Source organism: Paenibacillus sp. PvR098, assembly GCF_017833255.1.
Lineage (GTDB): Bacteria > Bacillota > Bacilli > Paenibacillales > NBRC-103111 > Paenibacillus_G.
The window spans coordinates 4,220,754-4,234,626 of sequence record NZ_JAFIBU010000001.1; the positions used below are offsets into that span (position 1 = coordinate 4,220,754).

Annotated in this window: 10 protein-coding genes; 9 read left to right on the plus strand and 1 reads right to left on the minus strand. The window is 47.9% G+C overall.

The window, feature by feature from the left end; genetic code table 11:
• The 3 genes from JOE45_RS20920 to JOE45_RS20930 all read left to right on the plus strand — a co-directional run bounded on the left by JOE45_RS20920 (position 1) and on the right by JOE45_RS20930 (position 2,821).
• Positions 1-780: an enoyl-CoA hydratase/isomerase family protein gene (locus tag JOE45_RS20920; protein WP_210022533.1), complete on the plus strand. Its 780-nt coding sequence runs from the start codon at positions 1-3 to the stop codon at positions 778-780.
• A 220-nt stretch (positions 781-1,000) separates the two neighbouring features.
• A complete protein-coding gene (locus JOE45_RS20925; RefSeq protein ID WP_210022532.1) occupies positions 1,001-1,786 on the plus strand; it encodes an enoyl-CoA hydratase-related protein in 786 nt (261 codons plus the stop codon).
• Positions 1,787-1,840: 54 nt separating this feature from the next.
• A complete protein-coding gene (locus JOE45_RS20930) occupies positions 1,841-2,821 on the plus strand; it encodes a beta-ketoacyl-ACP synthase III (RefSeq protein ID WP_210022531.1) in 981 nt (326 codons plus the stop codon).
• Positions 2,822-2,947: 126 nt separating this feature from the next.
• Here the strand turns inward: JOE45_RS20930 and JOE45_RS20935 are convergent, their stop codons facing one another.
• Positions 2,948-5,068, minus strand: coding sequence for a PAS domain-containing sensor histidine kinase (locus JOE45_RS20935; RefSeq protein ID WP_210022530.1), 2,121 nt, complete (start codon positions 5,066-5,068; stop codon positions 2,948-2,950).
• A gap of 247 nt (positions 5,069-5,315) precedes the next feature.
• Between JOE45_RS20935 and JOE45_RS20940 the strand changes: the two genes are divergently transcribed.
• The 6 genes from JOE45_RS20940 (at position 5,316) to JOE45_RS20965 (ending at position 13,834) form a co-directional block, all read left to right on the plus strand.
• The gene (locus JOE45_RS20940; protein ID WP_210022529.1) at positions 5,316-6,464 is read left to right on the plus strand and encodes a type III polyketide synthase; all 1,149 of its coding nucleotides are present in this window, start codon (positions 5,316-5,318) and stop codon (positions 6,462-6,464) included.
• Positions 6,451-7,176 carry a methyltransferase domain-containing protein gene (locus JOE45_RS20945; RefSeq protein ID WP_210022528.1) on the plus strand — a complete coding sequence of 242 codons (726 nt, stop codon included), beginning with the start codon at positions 6,451-6,453 and terminating at the stop codon, positions 7,174-7,176. Before JOE45_RS20940 ends, JOE45_RS20945 begins: the two co-directional genes overlap by 14 nt.
• Before the next feature lie 23 nt (positions 7,177-7,199).
• Entirely contained in the window at positions 7,200-8,345 is a 1,146-nt protein-coding gene (locus tag JOE45_RS20950; protein WP_210022527.1) for an NAD(P)/FAD-dependent oxidoreductase, read from the plus strand.
• A 32-nt stretch (positions 8,346-8,377) separates the two neighbouring features.
• Positions 8,378-10,522 (plus strand): MMPL family transporter, encoded by a 2,145-nt coding sequence (locus JOE45_RS20955; protein ID WP_210022526.1) that lies wholly within the window; start codon positions 8,378-8,380, stop codon positions 10,520-10,522.
• Between the two features lie 335 nt (positions 10,523-10,857).
• Positions 10,858-12,435 (plus strand): phosphoenolpyruvate carboxykinase (ATP), encoded by a 1,578-nt coding sequence (gene pckA / locus JOE45_RS20960; protein ID WP_210022525.1) that lies wholly within the window; start codon positions 10,858-10,860, stop codon positions 12,433-12,435.
• Between the two features lie 139 nt (positions 12,436-12,574).
• Entirely contained in the window at positions 12,575-13,834 is a 1,260-nt protein-coding gene (locus tag JOE45_RS20965) for an ATP-binding protein (RefSeq protein WP_210022524.1), read from the plus strand.
• The last annotated feature ends 39 nt before the right edge of the window (positions 13,835-13,873 follow it).

Consider the following 13,873-nt stretch of genomic DNA (forward strand, 5'->3'; position numbering starts at 1 on the left):
ATGTCCACGAATTTAACCCTTATAAAAGAAAACGGTATCGCTGAAATTCATCTGCACGTTAACAAAACGAACTCCTACAGCCTGGACTTCTATAAAGAGCTGAATGCGGCCATCGATGATATTCGTTTCGATTCTTCGATCAAAGTGGCGATTCTCATGAGCGATGTTCCGAAGTTCTTCTCTGCCGGCGCAGATATCAACTTCCTGAAATCGGCTGAGCCTCGCTTCAAAACGCAGTTCTGCTTATTCTGCAACGAGACATTGGATAAAATGGCCCGCTCGCCGCAAATTTTCATTGCCTGCCTTGAAGGCCATACCGTCGGCGGCGGTTTGGAGATGGCACTCGGCTGCGACCTCCGCTTTATGGGAGATCAGGCTGGTAAAATCGGCCTTCCTGAGATCTCGCTCGGAGTGCTCGCCGGAACCGGCGGCACGCAGCGCTTGGCCCGTTTGATCGGCTTCTCCCGTGCGCTGGATATGAACATCACCGGCAAAACGATTACGCCTCAGGAAGCTCTGCAAATGGGATTGGTCAATGACGTGTTCCCGCAGGAGCAAACGCGTGAAAAGGTGCTTGAATATGCAAGAAAAATCGTCAACAGCGCATCCTACGCCGCTGCCAACATTAAGCTTTCCATTATGAACGGCAAAGAAATGCCGCTCAACGTGGCGGTTCGTTATGAAGGCGAGCTGCAGAACCTGCTTTTCCGTTCCGAGGATGCCAAAGAAGGCCTGAGCTCTTTCTTGGAAAAACGGGAAGCCAACTGGATGGGCGCATAATAACATGCTTCTTGAATTGCGATATCGGCTCCCATTGCGGACCGATATCGCCATTTTTTTAAAGGCGGGTGTTCCACATTGATTCTGGAGTTCAACGGAAAAAAAACGAAGATAGCAAGCACGGAGTTAGGTGCGTGCAGGAAGCGTCAAAGGTTTACAAAGAATTGATGAAGGAATATCACAGCCAAGGGATCGGCATATGGAAAGAGGAGGACCAAGGATGACCCAAAAGCCAATCGTGTGGGAGCGACGCGGGCATATCGGTTACATTACACTGTGCAGGCCCGATGAATTAAATTCGTTCAATTATGAAGCTCTTGTAACTTTGGGGGAGATCATTGAAGAAATTGAGCAAAATCCTCGAGATATACGCATTGTCATCGTTTCGGGAGAAGGCCGAGCTTTCTGTGCCGGAGCGGATTTGAAGGAACGCCGTACCTTGAATGAGCAGAAGGTTCGACGAAACGTAAAAAAAATCCGGGACGTCTTCTCCGCTTTAGGACGATTGCCGCAGCCGACGATTGCTGCTATCAACGGCTTTGCTTTCGGCGGAGGCTTTGAATTGGCGCTTGCCTGTGATTTTCGGTTCGCCGTCCAGGGCGTGTTAATGGGGCTGACGGAGGTGAGCCTGGGGATCATCCCCGGAGCGGGAGGGACGCAGCGTCTGTCCCGATTGATCGGACCTTCCCGAGCCAAGGAATTAATCCTTACCGCGCGCAAGATCAGTTCAGAGGAAGCGCTGAATTTAGGTGTGTTAAACGGTCTTGCGGAGGATCAGGGGAAGCTCTTGGAGATGAGCGAACGGCTGGCGAACGAGATTTTGGGTAATGCTCCTCTAGCCGTTTATCAAGCCAAATATGCCATCGATCGCGGATTGGGCGTTGACCTTCAGACCGGCCTGGATTTGGAGTCCAAAGCGTACGAGATTATCATCCCGACCAAAGATCGGATAGAGGCGCTGGACGCGTTCCGTGAGAAAAGAAAACCTGTCTTTACCGGGGAGTAAAAACGGTACGGGTGTCCGAAAACAACATATATGAAGCATTGAGGTGAATGGAAAATGTCCCGAGCTATCATTAGCGGGGTGGGCTCCTATGTCCCGGAAAAAATATTGACCAACAGCGAGCTGGAAAAGCTCGTAGATACGTCTGACGAATGGATTCTGGAACGAACCGGCATATCCGAAAGAAGAATTGCGCTGCCGGGGCAGGCTACCTCGGATCTGGCCTATTTCGCTGCTGAAGCGGCAATTCAGGATGCCGGGCTGCTGGCATCCGACATCGATCTGATTATCGTGGCTACCGAGACCCCCGACCATCCGTTCCCGCCGGTCGCTTGCCAGGTGCAGCATCGGTTAGGGTGCCGCAGCATTGCGGCGTTTGACGTTCATCTGGCCTGTACCGGATTTATTGCCGCTCTGCATGTTGCCGAGAAATTCATTAAATCCAATTCATGCAAGCATGCGCTGGTGGTTGGCGCCGACACGCTATCCAGAATTACAGATTACACGGACCGCTCGACATGTATTTTGTTCTCCGATGGAGCAGGCGCTTTTGTTCTGTCTGCCAGCGAGGAATCCTCATCAGAAGGCATTATTCATTCCGCGATTCATTCAAACGGGGAATATTTTGATGCGGCTATTGTGCCGGGAGGGGGCAGCAGGCATCCTCAGCCGCACAGTGAGGAAACCAAGTACAAGATTTTGATGAACGGCAACAGGATATTCCGTCTTGCCGTTACGCTCATGAGTCAAAGCATTAAAGAGACGCTGGAGCACAGCGGCTTTACTTTGGATCAGGTGGACTGGGTGATTCCCCATCAAGCCAATCAAAGGATTATTGACGCCGTCGGAAGAACCTTAGAGGTTCCTCACGAGAAGATGATCAGCACGATCCGATATTACGGAAACAACTCGGCGGCTACCGTGCCGCTCGCCATGGATCATTCCATTAGAGCGGGTAAGATTAAACACGGCGATGTTGTAGCGTTAACCGCTTTTGGCGGAGGGTTAGGCTGGGGCTCCCTGCTGTTGAAATACTAGACTCTCTCGGCGGTAAAACTTATGGTTTGTAAGTCACATCTTTAAATCATCCCATCTTGTATGTCATCATAGGAGGGAAGCATACAAGGTGGGATGTATAAAAAAAGTTTGATTTCTTAAGTTTGACTATCCATTAGGTAGAACGATCTCTATTGTAGTTCCTATGTTGATTTCGCTTTGAATGTTCATTCTTCCTTTATGAGACTCGATAATTTTATAGCTTAGCATTAAACCCAGACCAGTGCCCTGCTCCTTGGTGGTATAAAAAGGCTCTCCGATTTTTCTTAAACGGTCTTGTGGAATACCAATTCCTTGATCGGTAAACTTCACATGAACTTCGTCCTGCTCACTAGATGTACTGTAATGAGTGATGATCTCCCCGCCGCGGGGCATGGACTCAACGGCATTTTTTAATATATTGATAAACACCTGCTTGATCTGGTTTTCATCACAATTAATGGACACCCTGTCATTGTCATAGGTAACGTGGATATTCACGTTATTCATAATGGCTTGGGTATTCATTAAAGAAATGACATGATCAAGAATACTGCTCAATCTTACTTTTTTGAATTCAATGGGGTTCGGTTTGGCCAGATACATAAATTCGTTCACAATCTCATTAATACGGTCCAATTCGGAAATCATGATTTCGTAATAATCTCTGTACGAATCGTTCTTTTCCTTCAGCAGCTGGGAGAATCCTTTGATCGAGGTCAGAGGATTTCGTATTTCATGGGCTACGCCTGCTGCCATTTGGCCTACAAGGGATAGCTTTTCAGATCTTCGCATGAATTCCTCCGCTTGCTTTCTTTCGGTGACATCCCGAAAAACACTCTGGATGACCGCTTCCCCCATGTATTTGTAAATATGAATGGCGGATGACTCGACTTCCACAACATTACCGTCTAATCGGACTAGCTTATATTCGGAAAATCCGGTGCTGTGATCGTTTTTTAAGACCGTATTCAGCGTTTTTTGCACATGCTCTTGATCATTCGGGTGAAACAATTCGATAAACGAATATCCGATGACCTCCAAAGGATCCCTTGTGCCCAACAGCTTGAGGCCCGCATCATTCACATAAATAATCGTATCATCCTTATGCAGCATGATAGGTTCGGGAGAAAGCTTGAGCTGCCGCTGATACTGCCGATCTGTTTCTTTTCTTTCCGTAATATCAAGGATTGTACCTATGAGAGCCGGCTTGCCCTGGAAAAGAGTTAACGTCGAATTTCCTTCCAAATCAACAATAGAGCCATCCTTACCTATCCCTCGAACTTTATATTCACGATTGGCGGAACCGTATTTATCCTGACCATATGTTAATTTATTCTTCATGTACTCTCGTTCTTCGTTGATGAATAAATCGATCAAATCCAGTGTTGTGATTTCATTCTGAGAATATCCGAAAATGCTGCAGAATACAGGATTGGCATATACAATCTTCCCATTTTGGTACAAATACACCCCGACTAAAGCATTCTCCACCAAGCAGCGATAAAGCGCCTCAGCCTCCTGCAGGGCATTTTCTGCACATTTTCTCTGGGTGATATCTACACAGGAAGCGATAACCTCGATGATTGCGCCATTTCTCTTAATCGGTTTGAGTGAGGCCAAATACGTTAAGCCGTTTTCTTGACCTTCATACATGACATTTTCTTCACCCTGCCAAGCGCGTTCGTAAAATGGTTCTTTAAAAACAGCGGTCTCCAGCCGCAAAAACTCTTTCAGTTCCTTTCCTACCACTTTATCAGGGCCTAGTCCTAATCGGTAGATGAGCTCACCATCGCACAGCGTATGAATAAAACGCCCATCTATTTTTTTGTATTTAAAGCACATCCCTTGCTGGAAGCGGATGGTTTCTCTATGCTCTTGTTCAATCAATTCCAATTTTTTTATGAAGTCTTGCGAGGTAGCTTCTTTCATGACGATAAAAAAAGTGCCGTTTCGCTCGGGAGGTAAAACTTTCAATTGAACGAGAAGAGAACTTCCGTCTTTTCGTTGTATCGCGTTGTGATTATCCTCGACCGTGGCGGGGTAAGAGGTATTTAAATAATCGATGCCGTATGGAAAGGGCAGCCGGTGTCCTTTCAATTCTTCTTCCTTCCATCCGAACAGCTTGCTGAAGGTATGGTTTATTTTGAGCACGAGTCCCTTATTATCCAATAAACATAGGGCATCGAATGAATGGATAAAGAGTGAATCAGTAGGAAAAGATGAATCCGCGTTACTTAACGATTCCACAAAAACACTACCTCCATTGTCTGGATAATAAGCTTAAGCTATTGATTAGCAGTATTTCGACAAGTTGTATACTTTTCCTTCCATATATCCTTAAAGTGGAAAAATAAAATGAATTAAAGGGTATTCCGGCTGTTGGAATCGGAAGCACGTCATAATGAAACACCAATTTGAATAGACATGTGTAAAGCATGATCACTATCCTAACTAAACTCGATATTGACCATTGGACGAGGGGATGAAGCATGAAATGGAACATATGACTCCAATTATTGCGGTCTTGGGGATAGGTACGGCCGTGCCGGCTTGTCGGATCGAACAAGCCGATGTATCACAAAGATTAACCGAAGCCTTAAGGGAGCATCCCCACTCTGCACGCTGGGCTAAGAGAATATTCAAGCAGTGCGGAGTGGATACCCGTTATACCTGTGAGCCGGACCTGCTTGAGCCTGCCGCCGGATGTCGTTATTTGCCCGGCACATCCGCAGAAGGCGTTCCTACAACTGCCGATCGCATGAAAGCCTATAAGAGAGAGTCTGTACCATTGGGGATAGAGGCAGCTAGAAAAGCTCTTATGGACAGCGAGGTGGATGCCTCCGACATAACTCATTTGGTCACAGTCAGCTGTACCGGACAATTTCTTCCGGGTATGGATGCCGCATTGATTCAACCATTGGGCCTGGCTGCTACCGTGAATCGGATTCCACTGAACTTTTTGGGGTGTGCTGCCGGATTGAAGGCCATTAACCTATCCCGGCAGCTCGTGTCAGGTACTCCGTCCGCCAAAGTATTAATTGTTTGCGTAGAACTGTGCACGCTTCATTTTCAGCCCTCCAGCGAGAAGGAGGCCCTATATGCCGCTTCGTTCTTTGGCGACGGCGCTTCGGCTTGTGTAGTAGGCTCCGCAGGACCGAACCATTCAGGGGTTTATCAGTTAGAAAACGATCATACGGTCCTCATGCCGGACTCCGCTGAGGAGATGGTGTGGGAGGTAGGCAATACTGGGTTTGACCTTTATCTTTCCCCGCATATCCCCAAATTGATAGGTCAAGGGGTCCCCGCAGAGGTAGAGCGTTTCTTGGGTCAAACCAAGCCTGAGCTATGGGCGATTCATCCCGGAGGCCGGGGGATTGTGGATACGCTGCAGGACATATTCGGACTTACGGATGACCAAGTCCGGCCGAGCCGCAACGTACTTCGCCAGTATGGCAATCTATCTTCGGCCACGATCTTATTCGTGCTTAACGAAATGAAGCAGGAGCTGCAAAGCCGTAGGTCCGGCCCGACAAGCGGCATTGCCCTGGCGTTTGGTCCCGGGCTTACAGCCGAGATGGCCAAGATCACATATTTGCCATCTGTCGTTAGACTGGAGCAGCTAGTAGGCGATGCCAGTGTTTAAAAGCTTGAGGCAGCGGGCCGCAGAGTCCGAATTGATGGATGATTTGTCTGCAGGGGGACCTGAGCTTCGTGAAGCTTTACAGCATCTTCGGAAGCTGAATGGCATCTTTGGCGCATCGGCACCCGCCCTGTACGGAGTGAGGCGATTGTGGACGGAAGCGGACAAGCCGAGGCGATTGTCTATCCTGGACATCGGATCAGGGTCCGGGGATGTGAATCGCAAGATTCTGCGATGGGCGGATGCGAACCGGATCGAGCTTAAGATTACTTTGGTAGACATTACGGAAGAGGCGTGCGAAGAGGCCAGACAATTTTATTACAATGAACCGCGGGTACGCGTGATGCGGAGTGATGTATTCAAGCTCCCGGAAGCATGCGCGGATGTGGTCACGGGGACGCAGTTTGTTCATCATTTTGCTTCGGACGAGCTTCTTAGGGTTGCTCGAAGCATGCTGAAGGCATCCCGTATCGGTGTTGTCATCAACGACATCCACCGGCATTGGATCCCTTGGGCAGCGGTTTGGCTTACGGCTCGAATCGTTTCGCGCAACCGGTTTGTTGTAAACGACGGGCCTCTGTCCGTGGCCAAAGGGTTCCGTTCTGAGGATTGGGATGGTCTTAAGAAAGCATTGGGTGAATCCGAATCCAAGCTATGGTATACCTGGAGACCCTTGTTCCGGTATGCAGTTGTCATCCGAAAGAACAAGGTCTAATTCAATCAACGGAGCTGAGGACGATGAAGCGGATCCACGATGTAGCGGTTCTCGGTGCAGGGGTAGCCGGAAGCAGTGTGGCCAAGGCTTTGGCGGACAGGGGATGGGATACGGTTCTGATCGACCGTCACACTTTCCCGCGTCACAAAGTATGCGGAGAATTTCTTTCTCCAGAGTCGCAAAGCATGCTGAACGCTCTTGATTTGAGGAGGCATGTGGAATCGCTCCAACCCAGCTGCATCACCCGCATCCGCTTGATCATGAGTCATGGGGCTGTATTGGACATTCCTCTGCCTGGAGTCGCTATAGGCGTAAGCCGGAATGCGTTGGATCCTGCTCTCCACAGTGCAGCGGTAAGCTCAGGCGTGGATGTGCGAACCGGAACAACGGTTACATCCGTATCTATGAGCGACAGGACGTACACGATGGAGATAAAGCGGGAGGGGGATACAGCAGCCTTCGAAGCACGAGCGGTTATTGCGGCATGGGGGGCCAATCCACGTTCGGGACTTCCAGGGTACAATTCGGATGTGCCTGCAAGGAACACCTACATGGGTGTGAAATCCCATTTTCGGGGGATACCGATGGAGCCGGTGGTAGAGCTCTATTTTTTTTCCGGCGGATACTTGGGGCTCGCTCCGATTGAAGGCGGACTCGTTAACGCTGCGGCACTGTTGAAAAGAGAGGCTTTTCGGGATACAGACAAAACGATTATGGGTATGATCGATGCGGCTGCACGAAGAAATCCTAAGCTATCTGTCAAGCTGGCTCAAGCTATTCCGGTCCCCGGGTCTCAGGCAGCCGTAGCTCCGGTGAATCTAAGCCGCATGCCTGTGGCATGGGAAGGCATCCCCCGTGTAGGGGATGCTTCATTGATGGTGCCGCCGCTCTGCGGAGATGGCATGTCGATGGCCCTGCGTTCAGCCCGTTTATGCGTCCCCCTGGCCGACGGCTATCTTCGCGGGGAGATTTCCCTTTCCCGATGGCAGCGTGAATACACGCAATCGATTCAGCGGGAGTTTACGGGTCCACTCAGGTGGGGACGTCTTCTTCAATCGCTGTTCAGCGCGCCGGTTGTCCCCCGGCTTCTGCTGGGGTTAGCGCATTGTACACCGGGATTGGCGTCACGCATGGTTCAAGCGACCCGATTGAAAGAAAGAGATGGTTAGAACATCGAATCAGCGTATAGAGGAGCATGGACATGGGATACCAAAAGCTTGCCTTCCTCTCCCTTCGTTATCCGAAAACGATCATCGTGCTTTGGGCACTGTTCCTGATCTTCTTCGGACTTTACGCTGCCAAGCTGCCTAGCGTATTGAAGGATCATGGCCTGCTTCCGGATGGAGTCTATGTCAAGGTTCAGCATATTCTATCCACCGATTTTCATATTCCTGAGGACCCTGTCATTCTTGTGTTTGAAAAAAAAGATTCCGTATCCCCCGAGCCATTTCGTCAGTTCATTATGCAAACCTTGGTTCAACTGCAGGGGATCGGAGGTCTGACGCAAGTCGTTTCTCCGCTGGAGAAGAAGGGGATGCTAGAAAATAACTTCGCCTACGCGCTGCTTGCTTTTGAAAAGCACTCGTATGACATGAAGCCGGTGCTTGATGACATTCATCAACGCCTGCCGAAGCATAGCGATATTTCGGTGAGATTGACCGGGAAATCCGTGGTCCAAGCGGACGTGAATCAGGCCAGCCAGATGGATTTGAAAAAGGCGGAGCTTATTGGAATTCCCGCAGCCTTTCTTATTATATGGCTGGCTTTCGGAGGAGTTGTTTCCGCGATGATTCCCATTGTTATTGGGATCATCTCTGTGACCGGCGCCATGGGGATCATGTATTGGCTGGGGACTCAGGTGGAGCTGTCTAACTTTGTTCTGAACGTCATTCCCATGGTTGGGCTGGCGCTGAGTATCGATTTTGCTTTAATAATGGTTAGCCGGTTTCGGGAGGAGTTGACGAGAGCTTCAGCGGAACAGGCGTTGGTCATAACCATAAGAACAGCCGGCAGGGCCGTCATGTTTTCTGCAGCCTGCGTTTGTCTTGGCTTAATGGGGATATGGTTTATCCGGCTGCCCATGTTTACTACCGTTGCGATGGGGGCTTTGGTAGTTGTGACGGTATCGGTACTATTAACCCTAACCTGTCTTCCCGCACTTCTAACCGTCCTGGAGCCAAGCATTCGATTGGAGAAGAAGCCTAGCACCATTTCCGGGGAAATAATGTTTTGGTATTCTTTATCGCTTTTTGTCATGAAGAGGCCAGTCCGAATGGGGCTCTTGGCTTCAATTGTGCTCATCAGTTGTCTTCTGCCTTTGGCCCAAATGAAATTAGTCATACCGGACGCTGCTTCCTTACCGCGGGGATATGATTCGCGCACCGCCGCCGAGGCTTATCAAACCCACTTCGCATCCCCATCGACCTCGCATGTGTATATCGTAGCCCAAGGACGAACGAATTACTTCATTAAAGATGATTGGTTGAACGCCTATGCTTTGACGCAAAGTTTGGAACGGGATCCGGACGTGCTGCGGGTGGATTCGGTTTTTTCCAGCCTGCGCATGTCGCCCGAACAGATGCACAACCTGTTTCAAAAACCGAAGATCCAAAAGAGCTATGAAGCGGCGTTGGAGCCATTTGTGAATGATAACCGAATGCTCATTCATGTGACGTTACAGGGAAGTCCGGCATCCCAGGAGGCGAAGGATTGGGTCAGGCATTGGGAGCAGGAGGGGAAGTCTGCGGAAATGCGTTTCCTGCTGGGGGGAGAATCGAAATACCAGCAGGAAGTCTTTGATGAGATATTCGATCATATGGAGCATATGCTGTTGTTTATTTTTATTTCTCAATTTGTTGTGCTGTTCGTTGCATTTCGATCCATTCTTATTCCGCTCAAAACCATCCTTATGAATCTCCTGAGCTTAGGAGCTTCATTTGGCATTCTGGTATGGGTATTTCAAGAGGGACGCTTTGGGATGGAGCCGTACGGCATCGCCATCATGATTCCCGTATTTATTTTCGGACTCGCTTATGGCATTAGTATGGATTACGGTGTATTCCTTTTGTCACGTATTTCCGAGGTATACCGGCAGACTCAGGATAACGAGCGCGCTGTTCTGGTGGGGCTGGCTTCAACCAGCAGAATCATCACTTCGGCGGCTGCGATCATGATCGCGGTTACCGGGCCGTTCGCCTTTGGTGAGGTGGTCGGGGTCAAACAGCTGGGGATCGGCATCGCAGCCGCGATCTGGATTGATGCGACGATCATCAGGATGGTGTTGGTTCCTTCTTTAATGAAATGGCTTGGAAGTTGGAACTGGCGGGCGCCTGGGTGGCTTAAATAAATGAAGCGTGTGCAGGTCAGGAGGAGAAGAAACACTCTTTGAGTGCTGGAACCCTTAATAAAGTCATTTGTCTGATGGATGTTGACGGGTCGGACCAGGACGAATGGCTTTTTCTGTGTTTTGATCGAAGGAACCTGCCGGATCGACTTTATAAAGTGTTATAAAGAAAAGATTTGTAAGCTTTTGTGGCTATATTCGTGAACAAGTAGAGTGTTACATTTGACGAAATTGTGTAGAAAACAATTAAAAATTATGTAATAGATAAATTTATATTGTGTACTATACATTGATTGATGTACACTAAATAAAAGCGAACCAAAGGAGGCAGTTACAGTATGGTCTTGGATTTTAAGGCAGTTCAACAGCAGCATGCTAAGAAAACACATCACAACTTATCGGTATCGAAATTGGTAGAAACGGCATTGCAGAGAAAGGAAGGAGTACTGGCTTCCTCCGGAGCATTACGGGCATTGACGGGAAAGTACACCGGCCGCTCCCCTAAGGATAAATTTGTGGTGCAGGAACCGTCAGTGATGGACCATATTGCTTGGGGCGCAGTAAATCAACCTATATCACAGCTTCAGTTTGAGAAGCTGTATCAAAAAGCGCAAAAATATATGGCGGAACGGGAGCTGTTCGTGTTTGACGGATATGCAGGTGCAGATACGGAGTACCGGCTTCCTATTCGAGTAGTGAATGAATACGCTTGGCATAATTTATTTGTCCGTCAGCTTTTTGTCCGACCGACAAAAGAAGAACTGCTGACCCATCAGCCGGAGTTTACCGTGATTGCTCTTCCGGGGTTGAAGGCCGATCCTTCTGTAGACGGTACCCGCTCCGAAACCTTCATCTCCGTCTCTTTTGAAAAAAAGGTGGTTCTGATCGGAGGCACGGAGTACGCCGGCGAGATGAAAAAATCCATTTTTACCGTTCTGAATTATCTCCTTCCGTTCTCAGGCGTTCTTCCGATGCACTGCTCGGCTAACGTCGGGGAGAAGGGTGACACTGCTCTGTTCTTCGGACTCTCTGGCACGGGGAAAACAACGCTTTCCGCCGACCCGAACCGTCGTTTAATCGGAGACGACGAGCATGGCTGGTCCGATCACGGCGTGTTTAACTTTGAGGGCGGCTGCTACGCCAAATGCATAGGTCTCTCAGAGGAAAAGGAGCCGCAAATTTGGAATGCCATCCGCTACGGCTCGGTGTTGGAGAATGTTGCCTTGGATGCCGATACCGGCATTGCCGATTACAACGATAACCAGATCACGGAAAACACGCGCGCGGCTTACCCAGTCGATTACATTCCGGGCGCAATGATCCCTGGAGTGGCCGGACATCCGAATGTCATCATTTTCTTGACGGCTGATGCATTCGGTGTCCTGCCTCCAATCTCCAAGCTGACGAAGGAACAGGCTATGTATCACTTCTTGTCGGGATACACTTCGAAGCTGGCAGGTACGGAGAGAGGTGTAACGGAACCGGAAGCGACGTTCTCTACCTGCTTTGGAGCACCATTTCTTCCACTGCGTCCGAACGTTTATGCTGAGATGCTGGGGAACAAAATCGAAGAGCATGACGCAAGAGTGTACTTGGTCAATACCGGGTGGTCCGGAGGACCTTACGGCGTAGGGAAACGGATGAATCTTTCTTATACCCGAGCCATGGTGACGGCTGCCATTAATGGCAGCATCGAACAAACGACATTTGTTGCCGATCCGATCTTTGGCGTGCTTTGCCCTGAGTCCGTTCCAGGTGTTCCAAGTGAAGTGCTGGTGCCCCGAAACACATGGGAGGATAAAGCGGAGTACGATGCGAAAGCGGCGGAATTGGCGGAGCGCTTTATGAAGAACTTCGAGAAATTCTCCGATATGAGCGAAGAAATTATTTCGGCGGGTCCCCAAAAGAAGAGTTAAGTATACTAAAAACTGTGCTGCGTGAGCCGCACAGTTTTTTTGCGTAAGTTTAACAAAAAATTTTAAAAAATTTTAGAAAAAAAAGGGCGGGTTTGTTGTATAATGTGAAATACTATACATAAAAAAGTGGTGGAACGTTGTGTTCATTAACTATGCGCTTAACAATTTTTTACTGAATGTTTTTTTCATAACGTTTCCGTTAATATTTTATCAATTTACCATCCATGAAAAATTGAAAAAAAGAGCGGTTTTAAAGAATGCAGTGACCTTTTTTTTGTTTGGTGTTCCTATGATTTTGTGCATGTTTTTTCCTACAATGGAAGATAATGGGTTATTATTTGATCTTCGGTTGGTTCCTCTAATATTGGGTTGTTTTTATGGTAACTCCATAACTTCACTCATGTTATTCAGCTCATTGATTGGTATCAGGTTTTTGGTTGGGGGCACGGGTGCTTATATCAATGTTATGACCGCAGGCATGACGTTCATACTCATCCTCTTGATTTTTAAAAAATTCCAATCCTTTCGTTTGATTCATAAAATCCTTATTTCCTCTCTCATTTCTTTAGTAGGCAAAACGGTTGGCTTATCCGGAAGTCTGATGTATGATCCGAATTTGAATTACGATTTTTCCAGTTGGATCCTTTTATATATCCTGCAAAGTGTATTTATTGGTTTAACCGTCTACATTATCGAAGCCATAACCAAAAATGTAGAGATGCGTAATGAGCTAATCGATTCGGAGAAAATGAAGGTCGCGAGTGTAATCTCCGCTTCTGTTGCTCATGAAATCAGAAATCCTCTAACCGCTGTTAGAGGGTTTATTCAACTGCTCAGTACATCCAATTTGGCTCCGGAAAAAAAGCAGTTATACAGTCAAGTATGCATTGAGGAGCTGGATCGTGCACAGCAAATTATTAATGATTATTTATCATTAGCAAGACCTCACTTACAAAGTGTAGAGAGATTGGATATCGACGAAGAAATTCAATACATCAACAATGTTTTATTATCTTATGCCCATTTAAAAGGTGTCGAGGTTGAATTACAATCTGAACCTAACCTGTTTATTATTGGGGATCGTCAAAGGCTCAGACAGAGTATTATCAACATTGCCAAGAATGGAATTGAAGCTATGGGTGAGCAGGGGGGATTTTTAAAAATTTCAGTAAGTAAACAGAAAAACAATGTCATTCTGCACATAAGTGATACGGGGATGGGGATGACAGATGAACAAATTCGGCGGCTGGGAACCCCGTATTTCTCGAATAAGGAAAAGGGTACAGGACTTGGAACCATGGTCGCGTTCAACATCATAAAAAATATGATGGGAAAAGTCGTTATTCGTAGTGAATTAGGGAGAGGGACCGAGTTTAAACTTATTTTTCCTAAAGCTTAACTCTCATTTCATTACCATGAAAAAAGAAGAAGGAGCTGG